This is a genomic window from Zobellia galactanivorans (assembly GCF_000973105.1).
GTDB classification, from domain to species: domain Bacteria; phylum Bacteroidota; class Bacteroidia; order Flavobacteriales; family Flavobacteriaceae; genus Zobellia; species Zobellia galactanivorans.
Window position 1 is genome coordinate 1,828,713 of sequence record NC_015844.1, and the last position, 20,536, is coordinate 1,849,248.

The following is a 20,536-nucleotide window of genomic DNA, read 5'->3' on the forward strand; positions in this document are numbered from 1 at the left end:
AAGGAGCAATCTTGAATAACATGGCCATTTAAACCTTATGCGTTTCATTACTAAGCTTTGTGGAGTTCTTTTGGTACTTTTCTCATACAGTGCCAGTGCACAGTATAAACCCAAGGTGTGGGATACCCGTGATGGGCTTTCAAACAACTGGATTTCCGATATTACACAAGACGACAAGGGCTACATTTGGTTAGCCACCCAATATGGCCTCAACCGCTTTGATGGTTATACCTTTAAAAGCTATACCCATAGCCCCGACGACTCTAACAGTCCGATAGCCAATTGGGTCAAGTGCATCGAAAAAAAATCGAAAGACGAACTATGGCTTGGTGTTGCCTATGGAGGCCTCGACCGAATCGATGTAGAGAAAAATGAATTTACCCACGAGGCCTTTGTCTACGAAAATGACACCATTACATCGATCAATAAAATGACCGCTTCTACAGAAGGAGATTTATATATAGCGAGCGAAGATGGCCTTTTTCTAAAAAGACAGAACAAAAATACCTTTGATCGAATATTTGAGAAAAGAGTCATCGATATCACCACCAATCGATCGGGCCAAATTTTCTTTCTAGGCCGAAAAGAAGTTTACTCCTATAATGACCAAACCCAATCGTATACGCTGCTATTCGAAAATGGGGGGAAACGCATAGAAAAAAGCTTTTTTGATTCAAAGAATAGGCTTTTAGTCCTTGAGAAAAATTCATTATTGGTCTTTGAAGGTTCAAACGGAACCTACAACATCTCTAAACGTCTTAAGATCGACAACCTGGTATCGCTGTTTTTTGCCAATAGTCCCATTATTGAAGATTCGGACCATAGAATTTGGATCGGTGGGGAAAATGGCATTTCAATCGTGGACGAAAACCTCGATTCGGTAGAATTTCATTCTTACGAAAGCATGTTCGAAAAAGATATGACGGGCGTACAGGCGCTCAGCTTTTTCGAAGACCTTCATAAAAATATGTGGATAGGCACCAACAAAGGCTTGGCGCTCATCTCTACTTTTACTTCAAGGTTTCATTCGAGCCATCTGCTTCCTGAAGGCAAAAACCTCAACGATATACGCGAGTTTTATCAGGTGGGCAGTACCTTGCTCATCGCTTCCAACGAAGGACTCTTTTCATTGGATAAGAAAAAAAGGCTTCAAGAAATTCTTCCGAAGAAAATCTACGGTATGCACCTTTCCGATGACGGTAGGCTTTTCGCTATCGGCAATGGCCTATTTGAGATAGATACCGCTTCCTTCAAAACAAAAGTATTATCAGCTTCATATTTCAAGGGAGGCTGGTCTATAACCGAGGATAAAACGGGAGATCTATGGATGATTTCCGATGAAAGCCTGGTATGTTACCGCAAAGCTTCGGATCGATTTGAAACCTATGACATAGCCGACATTCCTACTTTAAAGGACATTCCGAGAATTGACCTGCTCATCGATTCCAAGGGTAGATTATGGGCCTGTACCTTAAAATCGGGCGTCTATCTTTTAGAGAATCCCCAAAGACTGAAATCGGGCGATACCGCGGCATTTAGAAACATCAATTATGTGCCGGGAAATGAAAACAGTCTTTCCAATCGCTTGACCACTTCCTTACTAGAAGCTTCCGACGGTACTATCTGGGTAGGAACCGATGCCGGTTTGAACGCCATAGACCCTCTAAGCTTTGAAATTAAGAGATACCTCAAAAAAGACGGGCTAAAAGATGAAAAAATCATGGCCATGGTAGAGGATAATTTTGGCAATATCTGGGGCAGCACCATTGGTAACGGTATTTTTCAACTGAACCAAAATACAGGTGTCTTCAATTTCTTTGGTCAGGAAGATGGCTTAAAAAGCAGCAACTTTCTACTGTCTTCGGTCTACAAAAACCACGATGGCTCCTTATTTTTCGGAACCGACAATGGCATAGAGATTATTGACCCCAGTGCCTTCAGGGATTTTGAAAGACCTAAAATCGACTTCTTTTTTACTGACACGCGATTACTTTCGAAATCGGGCGAGGAACAAGTACGAAAGCTTTCTCCGAAACATAAAGACTTGGTATTAACCCATAACAACAACTCGGTCACGGTCAACTATACGACCCTGAATTACCATTTGGCCGAAAAAACGACCTATAAGTACAAAGTAGACAACCTCTACGACACTTGGCAAGACAATGGTAATGAGCGCAGTGTAACCTTCAATAGTTTGCCTCCGGGCGAATACGGACTTGAAGTGGCCGCCATTAACCCCGATCTAGATTTTACCAACGACATCATACGAATGACATTCGTAATCAACCCGCCTTGGTGGAAAACCAACCTAGCATACGCCTCCTACGTATTGCTGTTCATATCTTTGCTCTTTGCCGTTCACAGCTACCTTTTGAAAAGGAAGCTCGATCTGGCGGAAAAAAACAGACTTCAAGAGCTCGATTCCTTTAAAACGAGCTTTTTCAACAACGTTGCCCATGAACTAAAAACACCTTTGACCATTATTTCAGGTATGGCCAATACCCTACGGAAAAAAGGAAATAAAGAAACAGCCCATTTCGCAAAGACCATAAGTAGAAACAGTAATGAACTGAACGATCTTATCAACCAAATTCTTGACCTTTCAAAACTCGATGCGGGAAAATTGGAACTAGAGATGGTGCACGGCGATATTATCGTGTACCTCAAATATATATCGAGTTCGTTCGAATCCTTGGCCGGCGCAAAAGAAATACGCTTGCATTTCTTATCCGAAGTAGAAACGCTCTACATGGATTTCGACCCCCAGAAAATAAAACATATTTTCTCTAACCTGATTTCCAATGCCATTAAAAACACGGGTATAAAGGGAGACATCTATCTTCAAATAGCACAGAAAGACGACAAGGCCGAATTTGTTGTAAAAGACAATGGTATCGGTATCTCAAAGGAAGATTCAGAACTGATTTTCGACCGGTACTACCAAGCCAAAGGGCAATTGGCCGGAACGGGTATCGGATTATCGTTTACCAAAGAATTGGTGAATCTTATGAAGGGGGCTATCAAGGTTGAAAGCAGGCTGCAAGTAGGCTCTTGTTTTAAAATAACCCTCCCTATTTTAAACGAAGCCTCGGAGCAAATTCCATACGATCAAGAACCTAAAGAATATCTCGTTAGAAACCAACCGATCCAAGACTGCAAGGGCATAGACGACCAACTGCCTTTGATTGAAATCATAGAGGACAACTTGGACATCTGTTCGTATTTGGAGACTATTTTAAGCCAAGAGTATAGACTGAACTTTAGCCAGACCGGTAATAGTGGATGGGAAAATGTTCTCGAATCCGTACCCGACTTGGTAATAACCGATTTGATGATGCCCGGAAAAGACGGATTCGAGCTCTGCCACGCCATAAAGTCGAATCCTGTCACCAATCATATACCCGTAATCATGCTTACGGCCAAATCAGATGCCCAGTCGAAACTTGAGGGATTAAGACTTGGTGCCGACGCCTATTTGAAAAAGCCCTTTGATGAAAAGGAACTTATCATTCGTATGGCCCAACTACTGCAGCAAAGGGAAGTGTTACGCGATAAATATCGCAATCCCGTTTTTTGGGACGGCCAAAATTCAAAAGGTGCCATCGAAACCGATGCTTTTGTTCTTAAAGTAAGAAGTATCATAGAAAAAAATATAGACAATAGCGGTTTCGGCATTTTAGAACTTTGCAGGGAATTGGGCATTAGCCGAAGCCATCTACATCGAAAACTCAAGGCACTTACCGGTTCATCAACCAGTATGTTTATACAAACCGTAAGGCTTCAAAAAGCCCGTTTGCTTCTAAAAACCTCACAAAAAAACGTCTCGGAAGTGGCATATGAAGTCGGTTTTGACGATCCAGCCTACTTTTCAAGGGTCTTTTCAAAAGCTTTTGGCCATCCGCCAAGTGAAACACATAAAAACCTATAAAACAGTATCTTAACCCTTTCCTTATCTTAAATAAGGCAACAATACTCCAACAGTATTCTGCATCATGAGCAAATAATCCAGACTTTGACAACAATGTTAAAGGTCTAGTTCCCATACAGCGTGTAATTTCGTTGCAAACGGCTTCAAGCAGGCATTTTCTATACCAATTTTACCATCATCAAAAATCATCAAAATCCCACCTAACTCACATCTATGATATTCCGAACGGTATTTGTCCTTTCCCCCTCAAATTTAAAACCCTTGGATTATGCAAGATTCCACCACATTGAGTACCCTAGAAGAAATCAGGGCCATTAGCTTCTTTTCAACCTCTTTAAGTTCCAAAGAAACGATTGATGAAATACTTTGGGATATTACCAAAAACGTGATCCATCGATTGGGATTCATTGACTGCGTTATTTACACTTACGATTACGAAACATGCCAACTAACGCAACATGCCGCTTATGGTGTTAAAAATCCGTTCGATGAGCGTATACACAATCGGATTAAACTCGAATTGGGCGAGGGAATCGTAGGTAGTGTGGCTATGTCAAAATCAGCTGAAATCATCAACGATACCTCTAAAGACCCAAGATATATCGTTGACGATGCATCACGCCTTTCGGAAATATGCGTGCCCATTATTATAAATGACACCCTATTCGGCATTATAGACTCTGAGCATCCGCAAAAAGCGTTTTTTACGGAGAAGCACCTACATCTATTGAATATCATTGCCGCACTTTGTGCACAAAGAATCAAAGCGCTCAACTTAAAGACCAAAAAAAACTTTACCAAGGCCAACCAATACTTTAAAAAATTGGAAGAACTCATGCGGTTCAAAAAGCTGTACCGCAACCCCAACCTGAGCTTGAACTCGGTTTCCGAAGCACTTGGCATTTCCGCATGCTACCTATCAAGTATGGTCAACAGTCTTTTGAACAAAAGTTTTATCGATTTTATCAATGAGTATAGAATTGCAGATGTCAAACAAAATCTAAATTCTGACCGCTATGCCCACTATACGATCGTTTCTTTAGGCCTCGAAGCCGGGTTCAATTCCAAATCCGCTTTTTATTCGGCCTTTAAAAAACATACGGGCCTTACCCCACTGCAGTACAAGAACGATTGCTGCGTATTATCCTGATTTTTTAAATCCAAAAGATACAGGACTCCCCCCCTTGACTTAACGATTAGGTTTGCACCTGTAACCTTAATAAGGAAATTTTTCTTGTCGAAAAAAATCGACCCTGGCAAGCCAATAGAACACTTTGACATTCGAGAACAACAACAATTAAAAATAAGGGGAATCAACGATTCCTTTCTATTAAATCAAGTGAATTATAAACAAAAAACAATTACTATGAAAACTTTAAGAAACGTACTTTTCCTAACATTCTTCGGATTGCTTACCATTGCCTGCTCCAAAGATGGTGAAGACGGTGATATTGGGCCTCAAGGTCCACAAGGTGAACAAGGGGAACAAGGGCCGACGGGTCCACAAGGTGAAGCAGGTGCCGATGGCGAGCAGGGGGAAACAGGTACGGCCAATGTGATTTATTCCGATTGGTTTGATTCGCCTATTCTCGGCGATGACGGTAATATAGAGTCGTCGACGGCCAATGGCTCTGTAGATGTGGCGGGACTTAGCGAAGAGTTCGTCGAGACCGGCACCGTATTGGTATACGGTAAGGTAACCTCGAACAACAATGTGTATGCCCTGCCCTATTTGGGCAACCAAGGGGTCAGTTACTATTACTATTTTGACGAGGGCATAATCAATATCAGGCTGGCTACCGTAGACGGTTCGAATATAGGGACGACTTTGTTCGGTACGTATCGCTATGTGTTGATTCCCGGAGGCGTTAAAGCTAAAAATGGAATTGGGGGAGTGACTACCAAGACGGAAACTATGGATTTTTCAAAAATGAGCTATGACGAGATCGTGGCACATTTTAATATTCCCAAATAAAGCCAGTTCTATAAGGAGGCTGTTAACGGCCTCCTTTTTTTCTACCAAAACCTTGGCAATAGACTTTCATCTTAAGGCAAAAGTCTAGCAACGGTACAAGAACAAAACATCCTCACCCAAATTACATTTCCATAAAAAACAGATATGAAGACACAAAGCATAACACTAATTCTATTATTCCTTTGCAGCTTATCAATGGCACAACAACAGCCGAATACGATAAGAGTGAGCGCACGGGCTATCTATATCGACCCCGACCCTGTTTTTAAAGCGGACGTCTCCCTAACCGACAGTTATTCGGACCAAAGCATCAACAAAATGCAGATCGATCAAATGAGAGCGCATTTTAAAAAAATCATTGAGGATAACGGCTTGTCTTGGAACGATATAAAAGAGCATCCGGGCACCTTTGGCTTTGAAACCATGGGATACAATAAAGAAGGTATTATCTATCAATATAAGACCAAATCGGCCGAGAACATGAAACAGTTTTTGAAAATTAAATCGCCCCTTATTCAGAGCCTGAATATGACCTCAAATATTCAAATCGATGACCGCGAAGCAGAAAAAATCACCCAGATGGCCTTTGACAAATCATATAAACAAGCCTCGCTTCTTGCCAAAACCATGAATAAGGACTTAGGAAACATTTTATCGGTACAAGAAAATGGAAGCGTTTTCGGAAAACAATATGGGGTTAGCCTATACTACGACAGACCGCCAGGTGAGTTTTACTACGATATTATGGTAACCTATGAACTTAAGTAAACCCATAAAAAATCGCGTTCTTTCGTCTATTTCTATTGCCCGCCATTCGTAGCAACAAAGATTCTACCATAGTAAACTAGGTAAAAGCTCAACAAATTGAACTAAAAAACGACCTTACATTCTTGTGACGGCTCCAAGCTATAATGGAATGATAAAAATAGTTGTGGAAGTACGGGTATTCACCCAACCCATAGCGGGTTGCAAGAGAGAAGTTGCCCCAAAGGCATAGGGGGAACACGTTTACCCAGCGTTTTCTAACCATTCATTGTACAAAACAATGTAGAATACGTTGGGTCGACCCCTATGTTCACTTGGGAAGCCTCAGGTAAAAATAGACCCCCGGTCTCTTATCGGGCCTATGGCCTAACTCTATTTTTCCCCCAAGCTTATCAACAATAGCCTTGATCGTGGCTAGACCGATGCCTGTATCCATAGTGTTTTCAAAACTTAAGGTCTCGAACATGACAAAAACCTTATCCCAATATTTCTCCGGTATGCCCGGTCCGTTATCTTGGTAGGTAAAATTATAACCCTCGTTGTCTTCTGAGAATGCAATTAGAAGTTCGGTCACCGATCGTTCCGAGAACTTTACGGAATTCATTATCAATTCAAAAAATATCTGAACGAAACTTTTTAAAGACTGAACTATTTCGTGCCCGCAATTTTCAAGTTTCAAATCGATAGTAGCGGCTCCACCCGCTTTTTTTACAATTTCATTGATTTGCGTTTCAATGTGAAATTCTTGCAACTCGATTTCATCGTTCATGATGTTGGTGTAGTTCATAATACCATTGAAAGAAGTATCCATATATCCCACACGATTGTCTATGGTATCGAGCCACCCAACAATTTCGGTATTCTTAAATAAGTGCAGATAATCTTCCTTTATAAACCCGACCAAAGCGCTTATATCTAAGAGGGGGGTCTTTAAATCATGGGCCAAACGATAGGTAAAATGCTTGAGTTGGGCATTCTTTATACTTAGTTCATCATTTATTTTTTTTTGAAGGATGTTTTGACGCCGAAGTTCCAATTGGGCCATTACCTGATTGGCCAATGCCTTTAAGGAAGCCTTTTGTCGATCGGTGAAGTTGTCTCTAGCCTTGGTATCAATAACGCATAAGGTGCCTATGGAATGCCCCTCCTTCGTTGTCAAAGGTGCCCCGGCATAGAACTGAACCCCTGGCCCGCCCGTAACTAAAGGATTATCGTGAAAACGCTCATCTTGGCTCGCATCTTCAACAACGAACAAATCTTCCGGCGCATTAATAGCATGGGCACAAAAAGCCAGGTCACGCGGCGTTTCCGTAGCATCGATACCGTAATGCGATTTAAACCACTGCCGATTCGAATCTACCAAGGAGACCAAGGCCATAGGCGTATTACAGATATCCGCGGCAATATGGGTTATGGCATCGTATTCTTCCTCTTCCAAGGTATTCAGGATATGAAAACTTTCCAAGGCCTTGAGCCTGTACTCTTCGTTAAGTGGAATTTCCGGTTTAATCATTCACCAAGGTTTAGATTCATTTAATGTACAACAAAAAAGTATAGGTAAAAACTTTCTTTTAAGATTGCAAATCCCTGAATGTCAAACCCCAAAACAATCACAATTCCATAGTTTGCAAATTACATTATCTAAGCATCTTTTTATATTTGAAAAAATAGAATCTAAAACATGGAAAGGCCGAAATATCCATCATCTATAAGCGAATCACGTAGCTGGGCCGGGTCTTCATAATACTTCAAAAAAACCGCCAAAAACAATTGGCGGTTCCCTTTTATACTTCGCTGGCGGACGATTCAAACCCGATCATCTTAACCCGTCTAATATGCCTTTTCCTCTCCACGGATGGCATTTACTACCGTAAAATAAATTATACTCAAATCAAGCCCGAGAGACCAGCTCTCGGTATAAAAAATATCGAACCGAATGCGGTTGACAATATCGGCCTTTTTCATAATCTCGCCCCGATAGCCCTTTATTTGTGCCAAGCCCGTAATGCCCGGTTTTACAAAATGCCGAACTAGGTACTTATCAATAGAAGTCTCGTACATTTCCGTGTGCGACTCCATATGCGGCCTTGGGCCAACCACACTCATATTGCCCAGAAAAACGTTGATAAACTGAGGTAACTCATCAATACTGGTCTTACGTAATATTCTACCGATACGGGTAACCCGCATATCGTTTTTAGTGGCCATAAGGGTATCTGACTCTGCATTCTGTGTCATAGACCTAAATTTGTAACACCAAAAAGGCTTTCTATTGACCCCATGTCTTTTTTGCTTGAAGAACAAGGGACCCTTTGACTCTAATTTCATCAACACAAAGAGGATAGGCGTAAGCCATGACAATACCGTAAGAATCACAAAGGAAGAAAACAACAAATCAAAAGTTCTTTTTATGATCGGAGCATATTCAAGCTCTAAGGGCGATTTTCGCATTGCGAGAACCGGTATATTGTCATAGAGTTCAATGGACATAGAACGTGTAAAAATCTCCTTGTTATCGGGAATAATCATCAATTTCTTCAAATTGTTATCGGCGAAAGTAATCAAGTACTCCAGCTCCTTTTTCGAAAGGTTCGATGTAACGCAATAGATATAGTCAACATCATTTTCAAGCACGTATTTAAAACAATCGTTCATCTTTCCCAAATACGTGGGACTCACAGAAGGGCGGTCGTCAAAAAAACCCTTGTACCGATACCCCAATTCCGGTTGATCGAACACCTTCCTGATTTTCTTAAGGTTTTTATCCCGGCCTACCACAACTACGTTTGTAAAGTTTCCGCCGTACAATCTATATTTGGTCCTAACCCAATAGAAGAAAGACCTATAAACGGTTATGAACAAACAAACGACCAAATAGACCGTAGCACGGTATTCAAAAGCATAAACTCCATTAGATTTAAAGCCGTAAAGCGCAAAATAGGCGAGCCCGAAAATACCTAGCAACCTAAAATATTTGCCCAGATTGGTCTCAAACCTTTCCCTTCTTTCCGTAGGGTAGTAATTAAGACTGAAGGCTGCAATGAGCCAAGCCAAATTATAATAGAGCGCATTGGTTCCTTCTAAATATGTAAGGGGGGTCATGAAGTAAAGTACCCCATTAACAATGCATAAATGTATTAAAACTGAAAACGGAATGATTAACAAAGACTTTTTCATACGCATCATCTCTTTAAGTTATTAGGACCAAAAAGTATCAACTATTGAACTGTTATTACCGGAATCTAAAATATGGGGATATGACATTGCCCCTCAAAATAGACTCCTATGTATTCAATAGGTTGAAGCCAAATGAAAGTGAAAAAACATTGGGGAAGGCAAGCCAAGGAACCTAAAAAATGGGGGCCTTGATTTACTACGTTTCTTCAATTTGCAACAAAAGTAGGTATGCTTATAAAGCTTAAAGTAAATACATCTTTCACCGAGAAAATAGCATATCGATAAATTATTTTCACAGATATGATGAAATCGATATACATTTATCAATACTTCGCTTAAAAACAAGATGATAATTCAATTTAAAAAAGTATAATCTTGAATCAATCAGAAAAACCCCCTTGAAATCAAGAATATTTGAATTAACATTTTATTAAGAAATATTAAAGGGTTCCCTGAGTTGTTAGAAGTCGTCAATTATAAAGGTATGAATGGCTTAGGCTTTGTTTTTCCTTAACTCCTTCCACTGTAAAAGGATATAAGTCAACCCTCCCAGCAGAAAGGAATCAATAAAATAAGCATGGGTCAATTGAAAAATGTCCAAATAGGTAAACACGGTTATTCCCGAGCTAATAACCCAACTGATCAAGGCCTTTGGCTCCCATTCTGCAATTTCGCTCAACTCGTAGTGTTGTTTTTTAACCCAATAAAAATGGATGATATAGATTGAGGAAATAGCAGGCGCCAAAACGCCTAGAAAACTAAGAAAATCGAACAGATAATTCGAAAAACCGAGTAGGGCAAAGATAATACCAAGAACGCTTGATGTTAAGGTCATTTTTTGAAAGGACCAACCCGTTTTTACCGTAGAAAAAGTGAGCGCTGTAGAATAGAGGTTACAGGCGTTGCCTACCCATGTAGAAACCAATAACAAAGCGAATGCCGGCAATACCAGTCCGAATTCCTGCATAACTTTTATAATATCCACTTCGCCTGTTTGTATCGAAGGAATAGCACTTAAAATCAAGGCTATGGGGAAACCGATCGTTATACCCAGTACGGCGACCATACTCTGCTTGTCATTGTATATAAAACGGGAAAAATCTGCCATTAACACAGGAAAAAGAATAGAGGAACCAACCAGTATGGAAGTAGCTTCAAACAGGGTCATACTCGGATTTTCCGGTACAAAATCCAAGACCTCCTGAAAAGACATGCCTTGATCGAAGGAAACATAAATAACATAAATTAAAAACAATGTAAGTACCGGTACAGCCATATTTGCCAATCGTTCCAAACTTCGTATACCTCGAAAAGTGGTTGCGGTGATTAACACCCCCATTACCAAGATTATAATCCACTGTGGCAATACTACAGAAAACGTAGCGAATGCAGTGTCTGCGACCGCTATAGCCAATAATTCCAAGGCTACGGAAAACCAGCCCAAAAGAGTGATACCAAAAATGGTGTTCATAATCTTGGCCCCTTGCCTACCAAAGCTAAAATGAAGTATCATATAAGTAGAAAGACGAGAACGGTTACCGATTCTAGTTGTAGCCAGACACATTAGCGTTAATACGGCTGTACTTATACCAAAAGCCCATAAAGCACCTTTAAACCCTATGCCCAACGCAACTTCAGACCCCAAATAAAGAATAGGGAGCGTTAACCCTGTGCCGGCAATAAGCAATGCAATAAGCCAACCAGAAGTAAAATCTTTAGATTGTACTTTGGTGTTTGTATATTGATTATTCTCGGCCATAATGCATGGATCAATCCAATTCTTTAAGTAATTTGACCAAGAGTTTCCAGAATTTCTGGGTAGAACTTATTTGTAACCGTTCTTCCGGCGAATGCGCGCCCAAGATATTCGGGCCAAAAGAAATCATTTGCATATTAGGGAAGGTGCCCGATAATATTCCACACTCTAAACCGGCATGTATCGATTTAATAGCGGGCAACTCTCCATTCAGTTCCTTGTAACAACGTGTGGCCAATGCCAACAATTCGCTATTTGGCTTAGGCTCCCAACCTGGATAAGGACCGTTTTCAGAGACTTTGGCAAAAGGACAACAACCTTTTATCTTATTTACAAGTTCGTCGCGCTCCCCATCTACAGAACTACGTGTATGACAGCCTATATGGTAACTGCCCTGACCCACATTCAAAATAGCGATATTGTTCGACGTCTGTACCAAACCTTCTATTCCTTCGGTCATGGCATACACCCCATTGGGCATGGTCAATATCGCCTCGATCAGTCTCTTTTGGGTCTTAATATCCAAAACACCCATAGTGTTTTCAGACCTAAAAACTTCAATGCCCAAATCGGGATCGGTCTTTTGGTATTTTCGTCTAAGTTCCTGCTCAATATCTTTCAATGCTTGGGCAAATAGTTCATATTTGTCTTCCCTGATCGCAATGATTGCCGAACCGTTCCTTGGTATTACGTTCGTCAAGGTTCCAATGTCTACACTATGCAACCTACAGTCGGTTTGTGAAATCAAATACTCCAAACATTCGGTCAGTACCAAAATGCCATTGGCTCTGTTCAGGTGAATATCCACTCCCGAATGACCCCCGGTCAAACCGCCTACCTTGATTTCCTTAAGGCAATATTCTTTGGCGTCAAGAAGCTTTATATCATACGATCCATCAACAGCGACATCTACCCCACCGGCACAACCAATGGTAATTTCATCGTCTTCTTCCGAATCTAAGTTCAACAAAACGGAACCTTGCAATTGTTCCTTGGTCAATGCCATGGCGCCCGTCATTCCCATTTCTTCATCAATCGTAAACAAGGCCTCTATTGGCGGGTGCTCTATATCATTGGACGTTAATACCGCCATAATGGCCGCCACACCAATCCCGTTGTCCGCTCCCAATGTGGTTTCTTTTGCCTTTACCCAATCTCCATCAACGAACATTTCTATGCCTTGGCTTGCAAAATCAAAATTTGAGGTCGCCTCCTTTTGATGTACCATATCTAAATGCCCCTGTAAAACAACGGTTCTAGCATCTAGCTTTCGCTTAGTGGCCGGTTTCTTGATGATAACGTTCCCAATTGCATCAACAGAAGTTTCTAAGTTTAACGACTTCCCAAAAGCAACCATAAACCCTGTAATCTCTTGTTCTTTTGTAGAAGCCCGCGGTATAGTATTAATGGCTTCAAAATGATGCCAAATAGCATTTGGTTCTAATTTGGTTATTTGCATTATTTCCAGATTTTTTTTAAGATAAAATATAAGATGAAGGCCACTAAAAAGGAATCAAAAAAAGAAATAGCTGTTAGCGTAATATGATCATAAGAACCTAGAAAAGCTACTACACAGGCCACCAACCAACTAACAATTGCCGGTATACCAAATGCTGGTAATTTATCAAAATCTTTTAGATCATAATCTTGATTTCTAATGAAGAAGAAATCAGCTATAAAAATTGCAGAAATAGGAGGAATTAGAATACTTAATACGTTTAATAGGGATATAAAATGAGTAGCAATACCAATTACAGCTACTAAAGTTGCAACGCAACTACCAATAAGTCCTAAAACAGCATACTTCTGCTTCTTAAAAACAGTAGATAGGGTAAGTTGAGTGGAATATAGATTAGAGGTGTTTGTGGTCCATGTAGAAAAAATTAAAATCACAAATGCAGGTACCGTTAAACTTAGTCCTATCATTATTTTCATAATATCAATCTCACCGGTTGCCAAACTAGGAATTGCCCCTGCCAACAAAATCAAAGGAAAACCAAATGCTAATGCCAAAACAGATATTAAACTATCTTTATCAGTACGGGCAAAGCGAGTAAAATCAGGCATCAAAACCGGTGTTAAAATGGTCATACCTACAATAGCAGAAATGGCCTGTATAATGGTCATGTTTCCATTACCCTCAATAGCCAACAGACTCCCAATACTATTCTCATTTGTACATACGTAAAGTACATACACCAGAAAAACAATCATTAAAGGTACTGCAATTGCCGAAAAACGTTCTACAACCGTAAAGCCATAAATAGAAGTTAGTGTCATTAAAATACTTCCTGAAATAATACTAACATATAATGGTACATCAATATCCAAAAGGTGTTTAAAAGCATCGGTAAGTGCTTCCCCAAATATTTCAACCGTTACTGCATACCATCCTAAAAGGGTTATTCCTATTAAAAAATTTATGAGCAAGGTTCCTTTTTTTCCGAAGGAAAAATGCAAAAGCATATAGGTTGACAATCTTGTTCTATTGCCTATAATAGCCGTAATGCCGCAAAGCACACTTAAGACAAGGTTTACCCCTAGAAAAACCCAAAAGGCTTTTGAGAGCCCGATGGATTGTGCTACTTCTGCCCCTAAAAAAAAAGTGGGCAAGGTTACACCTATACCCACAATTATAGAAGCTATATGAATACCATGGACCGTTTTATCTTGAGGTACTTTTGTTTTTGAATAATCATCAACACCTTCTTCTGCTGCATTTGACATTACGAGTTGTTTAGTAATTTTTCCGCTAATGGCTTTAATTCAGGATGGCAAACGACACCGTCATCCACAATTTGGATATCATCTAAAAAGATACTTACTTTTGCGACCACACCATCAAAATGAGATTTAGCCGGCTGGCCAAGAGGTGGCATATCCATCGGACTCGTATGACCGAAGCCAAAATCTACGCCGCCCCAAATACGTTCATCTTCTACAATTTCCCCACATAATTTTCTAATATTTGGACCAAAGCCAAACATATTATGAGAAATCTTATACATATTTGGATCATTGAAAGAAGCTAAATAGGTCTTGTATTTTTCAGCTTCAGACCCACCTTTTACATCAGCAATCCTTCCGTCTTTCATTATAAATTCTAAATGATTGTCTGTGTTATACACATCTGCATGCTGTATCATATCAAAAACAATGTTACCATTCATGGTATTTGTTTTAGGCACAATGTTAACATAACCCGGTGCCGTGCCAAAAATGGGTTTTGAATAGTCTCCACTATCTATGTCAAATGAATAATTAGAATCCGTTTCATAAGTAAGTTTTGTGCCATTGGCACTGGTTATGGTAATGACTTTTGCTTTCATAGTCATTACTTTAATTTTATTCAAAAACTCTTCTAAAATATCAATCTCAAAACCTACAAACGTACGTATTAAAGAAGGAATAGAACTTTCGCCAATAATTAAATATCTCAATTTCTTGTTGTTCTCAAATGCTTTTTCCCAAATGGTTGAATAGAGAAAGACTTTAGAATTTAATTCAATCCAAACATCAACATGGCTCAAAGCAGCTATTAAGACTTCTGATGGCCAATCTTTCATACCGGCTTCTCCGTCTTGTTCCGCTTTTGGGGTCCATAAAATTAATGATTTACCTCCTGCAGCTTTCGTCTCTGCCGCCAAAGCATCGGCTAAATCTCTATTTGAACCATTATCTCCCGTTATAGCAACGGTTTCACCGGGTTGCACTTTAAACATCTCCACTATCATTATCTGAGAGAGTTTTGCTGTTTCTGAATTATATGTGTTACTCATAGTTTTATTTTGTTTATTACCTATCAATCTCTTTTTAAAAGCTAAACGTAAATGTAGTTCCAACTGTAGCAGGTGTTCCTAACCAACCAAATCCAGATTCAGAATATTCTAAATAATACTTTTTATCTAAAATATTACGTGCCCATAAAGACAACTTAATTTTGTTGATTGATACTGTTGCTTGCGCATCCAACAGTTGATACGCGTCTGATGTGTAATCTGCCGAATTGGAATCTTCCCAATATATTTTTCCGGTTCCGTTGTAGTTCACGCTAAGATCTAGCGTAGTTTTCTCATTGAACGGAATGTTTGACGCCAAACCTAAATTGAAGTTGTTTTGAGGAACCAAGGAGGTGTTTTTATCATTAAACTGATTTAGGTCTCTTTCGGTTCCGCTTTCGCCTCCGGTAAATCCGCCTTCAGTTATTTTAGATTTCACGAATCCGTAATTGAACAAAATATCTAAATATTTCGACACTCTGGTTTTGGTGTCAAATTCAAACCCAACAATAGTACTCTTATCATAATTAAAATTACCGGGTGTAAAATCATCACCAGTAATAGCAAACTGTTGTCTGTTGGTAAAGTCAGAAAAGAATACTGAGCCATTCAAGATAAAACGATTGTTCCAAGAAGACGTTTTAAAACCAACCTCATAATTATCGGAAAATTCTCCTTTAAAATCCCTATTGAATAGTGGGGTTACTTTTGGGTTAAACCCTCCCGCACGATATCCACGCCCATAATTTGCATAAAGCAATACGTTTTCTGTAGATTGATAAGACAGGGAGACTTTAGGTTGAAGTACATTCTCTTTTTTCTCATTGGTTTGGCCGTTTAACAAATCATCCAAATCAAATCTATCGCTATCAAAACGCAGACCTGCCGAAGCAGTTAATTTATCTGTTAACTTATAATCAAAGAAACCAAAAACTGCCAAGGTCTTAAAAGTGGCAACATAATCTGTAACGGCCCATTCATCGCTTAAAAAATAATCACTTTGAAAAAATGGACGCTCTATATTTTGATAAAAACCCCCTAAGCTCCAGTCAAATTTTGTGTCTGTTTTTCTATTTGTTAACCGCAGCTCTTGGTTAAAAGATTTGGTATCATTGGTTTCGCCTTGATCGAGCCAAAAAACTTCGATAAAATCTAAATCACCAACTGTTTTTCTTTTCACGTTATTATAAGATGTAATACTTTGTAGTTTTACATTGTCTAAACTGTATTCCAAATTAACATTGGTATAGAAATTCTGCATTTCAGAATCTCCAAAAGTATCTTGCGAAATAACGTTATCCCCTTTTTCTGGATTTGGGTTCAAATAATCTAAACCAACAGCAAAGAAATCATTGTCTGCAGAACTAGGATTTGTTGAATAATATGTAGCTCCACCTTTAGAATCAATGTATTGAGCCGTAACACTTGCTTTAAATTGTGATGAAAGTTTAAACATCATTTGCCCTCTAAGGGTAAACTCTTTTCTGAAATCTACTTTTTTATCTAAAAACTCGTTAGTTAACAGGCCGTCAAAATTTTTGTATTGAGTTGAAAGACGGTAAAAAATCTTATCCTTTTTAACGGCTCCCGATGATACCAAACCTCCAGTTATTGCATTACCGTTACCATAACCCAAGGTTACTTTATTCTGCATGGTATTGGTAGGTTCCTTAGAGTAAATATTAATGGCACCTCCAATAGCGTTCTTTCCATAAAGAGCCCCTTGTGGTCCTTTTACAACTTCTATCAAAGCCAAATCAAACAATTCTTGATTTAACAGACTAGGATCTGCTATTGTAACCCCATCTATTACAAATGCAACAGGAGCATCAGAATTTCGAATTTGAGGTATCCCTCTAATTACTAAAGAATTTACCCCGATAGCCTGACTTTCGCTCAACTTAAGGTTAGGCACTAAATTGGCAAAGTTGGCTACATTATTTATACCCGCTTTTTCAATCCCGTCAGAATTAAAGGCTGTGACGGATTCTGGAGTTGTCTGAATTGAAGCTGTACGCTTTCTAGATTTACCCATTACACCGGCAAAGCCCTGTACCACAACATTGTCTAATTGTTGTGCATCTTCTTCCATAACAATGTTTATGCTAGCGTTCTCTCCTATCGTTACTTCTTGTTTTTTAAAGCCGATATACGAAATCTCCAATACGGCACCTATAGCGGATGTAATCTCAAAATTTCCATTAAAATCTGTGGTTACCCCGTTTGTTGTTCCTTTTTCAACAATGTTTACCCCCGGCAAAGGCTCTCCGTTAAAATTTACGGTGCCGCTTACCGTCTTTTCTTGTGCCAAAATTACGATTGGCATCAACATTAAAATAAATAGTAGTTTTTTCATAAGTGACTGGCTTAGATATGCTTTGAATTAGTTTGATAAAAGTAGTTCGCACATATTCTTATCAATTATTTACGATTACTAAAAGTTTATTTAATAATTTTAAAACATAAATCGGAATTCATGAAAAAACAGGAATTTTTTAGTCTGCCCTTCACCGCTGCGTATTTTGAAATTTTGATAGCGCAATTAAAAGAAACCTTTAAAAAAAAGCATGGTATAAAAGAGATACCGAAATCCATGCAATTCTATGGGTATGGAAATTATGATCCTGAGAAGCCAAACCTTAAAGAAGACTTAGAACATATTGGAAGCGATTTTATCAATGGAAAGTATCTTTATGACAAAGTTAGGGACTTTAGAAAGGGAAAACCGATCATAAAAATCAACCAATATTACAAATCCGTTCTACTTTTATACTTAGGTTATGATTCCGTTGATAGTTTTCTTGATGAAAACCGGCTAGAAGAATCAAAGGAAAAAAAACAGCTTGCCCTATTGTATGATGAACAGGCAAACAAAACTTTTTATTACATAAACTATTACTATGGGGAGGATGATGTTATCCTAAAAGGAGAAACCATTATATCCAACAACTGGAAAAAGATAAAGCATACCTATGTATACCCTCAAGAAGATGGAACGAATAAAGAGCATTACAATTTTGGAAATATAGTCCGGAGAGAAGACACCTTACACATTAATTCCAAAACCTTGTTAGACGGCAAATTGGTGGAGGGAGCCAGTGAAATCTATTACATAGGGCATACCGACCCCTCTAACGTAAGGTATTTAATAGGCACCTACTGTACTTTTGACATCTACACAAATACCGTGGCAGGCCAATCGATTCTTGAACGATGTGATTCTAAGGAAGACATGGAGGAGCGGTCGAAAAACCCGACCATCCCCCCTTACATTGCCATGGAAGTCAGGAGCAAAAGAATTGTAAACAAAAGCATAGTACCCAAGCACTTTCTTGAAATTTCCGAAGCTAGCCCATATGCATCAATTTACGAAAGCCTTGCGGGCTCCTATATGTTGACTTTCTATTTTCCCAACGGATTTGAAGAAAAACTCTATTTTAAAATTTTGCCTACCAACTATAGAATGATTGTTCAAACAGAGAATGTCTATTTTGAAAAAGATAATCTGGATTTACTCAATAAAGGTTCCGTAGTACATTTTAGTTTTAATTTTGCAGGTATTATAGCCTTTGACCATGTAGATATTTACTTTAAAACCTACTTCTTAAAAGACGACAGCGAAAGACATGATGGTGTTTTTAGCGGGATTGATAATGAAAATAGATTGGTCAACGGTTCCGTATCTATCGATTTCACCAAATCAGAACACTAACCCCCTTCCCCAAAAAAAGAGTACGTTTTACCCCCTTCCCTTCACAATTAAATAATTACTCGATAAGCTTTTCTTAACGCCCAAAAAATTACAAATAGTGAAATTATATTGAATTTTGCATTTCAATATTTACTATTTGTAAACTTTTGATAACTTTCAAGATACAATACAAAGACATACGATTTCTTGCCTATGGTACCTTTGCTTCCTTTGGCACCTACTTCTGTATGTACGCATTTCGCAAACCGTTTACCGTTGCCACTTACGAGCAACTTTCTTTTATGGGTATCGATTATAAAATCATTTTGATAATCACCCAGGTCTTAGGGTATATGCTTTCCAAATTCATTGGTATTAAGCTTATTTCCGAGCTTCGGGCGACCAAGAGACTGCCCTACCTTCTTCTCATGATATCCCTTGCCGAATTGAGTTTGGTTCTTTTCGGGCTGGCCCCTCCTCCTTATAACATTGTATTTATGTTTTTTAACGGTCTCTCATTAGGAATGATTTGGGGTATTGTTTTTTCATATCTGGAAGGAAGAAAATTTACAGAAATTTTGGGAGTTACCCTCTGCTCGAGTTTCATTGTTTCCAGTGGGGCCGTAAAATCATCGGGACTCTTATTGATGCGGGCCACGGGTGCTTCCGAAATTTGGATGCCGGCTTTGACCGGTGCCGTCTTTCTCATTCCCTTTTTAATCTTTGCCATAATGCTCGACCGTATTCCAAAACCTACGGAAGAAGATAAAATCTTGCGAAAAGAACGCAAGCCCATGAGTCGGGCCGACCGCAAAAAGGTGTTGTCGAACTTCTTCTTTCCTATCCTGATTCTTGTCCTTTTCTATATCAGCCTTACGGCCATACGCGATTTTCGCGATAATTTTTCACGAGAAATATGGGACGCCGTCGGCTTTGAAGACAATGCCTCTATCTATACGCTTTCGGAGCTTCCGGTAGCAGTAATCGTACTATTGTCCATCGGACTCTTTGCTTTTGTAAAGAACAACTACCGCGCCTTTGTCACCTATCACTACCTACTAATTTTCGGCGCCTTATTAATTGGCATCAGTACATTTCTATTTCAAAACCAGGCCATAGGCCCTGTACTTTGGATGATTCTAATTGGCTTGGGACTGTACATCTGCTACGTCCCCTTCAATTGTATATTTTTTGACAGGATGATAGCCACGTTTAAGATCGAAGGTAATGCAGGATACCTCATCTATATAGCCGATGCCTTCGGATACCTAGGAAGCATGGCCGTTTTACTCTACAAGAATTTCGGCCAAGGTTCCGTCTCGTGGCTACAGTTCTTTAGCTATGGAACCTATGCCATAGCCTTTATCGGCCTTGTCGCGGCCACTTGCTCATTACTCTACTTCAAAAAAAAATACAGACAGGAACAACAGACATTAAACAATGAACTACAGATAGTATGACC

The 20,536-nt window shown here is 39.3% G+C and carries 13 protein-coding genes; 6 read left to right on the top strand and 7 right to left on the bottom strand.

From position 1 onward, the window contains the following. Positions 1-37 precede the first annotated feature (37 nt). The 4 genes from ZOBGAL_RS07355 to ZOBGAL_RS07370 all read left to right on the top strand — a co-directional run bounded on the left by ZOBGAL_RS07355 (position 38) and on the right by ZOBGAL_RS07370 (position 6,674). Positions 38-3,931: a hybrid sensor histidine kinase/response regulator transcription factor gene (locus ZOBGAL_RS07355; protein ID WP_013992909.1), complete on the top strand. Its 3,894-nt coding sequence runs from the start codon at positions 38-40 to the stop codon at positions 3,929-3,931. Between the two features lie 268 nt (positions 3,932-4,199). Continuing rightward, entirely contained in the window at positions 4,200-5,081 is an 882-nt protein-coding gene (locus ZOBGAL_RS22635; protein ID WP_013992910.1) for a helix-turn-helix domain-containing protein, read from the top strand. Positions 5,082-5,297: 216 nt separating this feature from the next. Further along, positions 5,298-5,906 carry a collagen-like protein gene (locus ZOBGAL_RS22640; RefSeq protein ID WP_013992911.1) on the top strand — a complete coding sequence of 203 codons (609 nt, stop codon included), beginning with the start codon at positions 5,298-5,300 and terminating at the stop codon, positions 5,904-5,906. Positions 5,907-6,101: 195 nt separating this feature from the next. Then, the gene (locus ZOBGAL_RS07370; RefSeq protein WP_046287393.1) at positions 6,102-6,674 is read left to right on the top strand and encodes a hypothetical protein; all 573 of its coding nucleotides are present in this window, start codon (positions 6,102-6,104) and stop codon (positions 6,672-6,674) included. A gap of 307 nt (positions 6,675-6,981) precedes the next feature. Here ZOBGAL_RS07370 and ZOBGAL_RS07375 read toward each other — a convergent pair whose 3' ends face one another. The 7 genes from ZOBGAL_RS07375 to ZOBGAL_RS07405 all read right to left on the bottom strand — a co-directional run bounded on the left by ZOBGAL_RS07375 (position 6,982) and on the right by ZOBGAL_RS07405 (position 17,739). After that, positions 6,982-8,184, bottom strand: a complete 1,203-nt coding sequence (locus ZOBGAL_RS07375) for a sensor histidine kinase (protein ID WP_013992913.1) — start codon at positions 8,182-8,184, stop codon at positions 6,982-6,984. Between the two features lie 317 nt (positions 8,185-8,501). Then, on the bottom strand, positions 8,502-9,773 hold the full coding sequence (locus ZOBGAL_RS07380; protein WP_013992915.1) for an exopolysaccharide biosynthesis polyprenyl glycosylphosphotransferase: 1,272 nt from the start codon (positions 9,771-9,773) through the stop codon (positions 8,502-8,504). 568 nt (positions 9,774-10,341) lie between these two features. Continuing rightward, positions 10,342-11,607, bottom strand: a complete 1,266-nt coding sequence (locus ZOBGAL_RS07385) for a purine-cytosine permease family protein (RefSeq protein WP_013992917.1) — start codon at positions 11,605-11,607, stop codon at positions 10,342-10,344. A gap of 10 nt (positions 11,608-11,617) precedes the next feature. Beyond that, on the bottom strand, positions 11,618-13,063 hold the full coding sequence (locus ZOBGAL_RS07390) for an aminoacyl-histidine dipeptidase (RefSeq protein WP_013992918.1): 1,446 nt from the start codon (positions 13,061-13,063) through the stop codon (positions 11,618-11,620). Beyond that, on the bottom strand, positions 13,063-14,331 hold the full coding sequence (locus ZOBGAL_RS07395) for a cytosine permease (RefSeq protein ID WP_013992919.1): 1,269 nt from the start codon (positions 14,329-14,331) through the stop codon (positions 13,063-13,065). Before ZOBGAL_RS07395 ends, ZOBGAL_RS07390 begins: the two co-directional genes overlap by 1 nt. Further along, a complete protein-coding gene (locus tag ZOBGAL_RS07400; RefSeq protein ID WP_013992920.1) occupies positions 14,331-15,383 on the bottom strand; it encodes a M29 family metallopeptidase in 1,053 nt (350 codons plus the stop codon). The genes ZOBGAL_RS07395 and ZOBGAL_RS07400 overlap by 1 nt, the downstream gene beginning before the upstream one ends. Positions 15,384-15,417: 34 nt before the next feature. Next, positions 15,418-17,739, bottom strand: coding sequence for a TonB-dependent receptor (locus ZOBGAL_RS07405; RefSeq protein WP_013992921.1), 2,322 nt, complete (start codon positions 17,737-17,739; stop codon positions 15,418-15,420). A 120-nt stretch (positions 17,740-17,859) separates the two neighbouring features. Here ZOBGAL_RS07405 and ZOBGAL_RS07410 point away from each other — a divergent pair, with 120 nt between their 5' ends. Beyond that, positions 17,860-19,095, top strand: coding sequence for a hypothetical protein (locus ZOBGAL_RS07410; protein ID WP_013992922.1), 1,236 nt, complete (start codon positions 17,860-17,862; stop codon positions 19,093-19,095). A 146-nt stretch (positions 19,096-19,241) separates the two neighbouring features. Further along, positions 19,242-20,534, top strand: a complete 1,293-nt coding sequence (locus ZOBGAL_RS07415; protein WP_013992923.1) for a DUF5690 family protein — start codon at positions 19,242-19,244, stop codon at positions 20,532-20,534. The last annotated feature ends 2 nt before the right edge of the window (positions 20,535-20,536 follow it).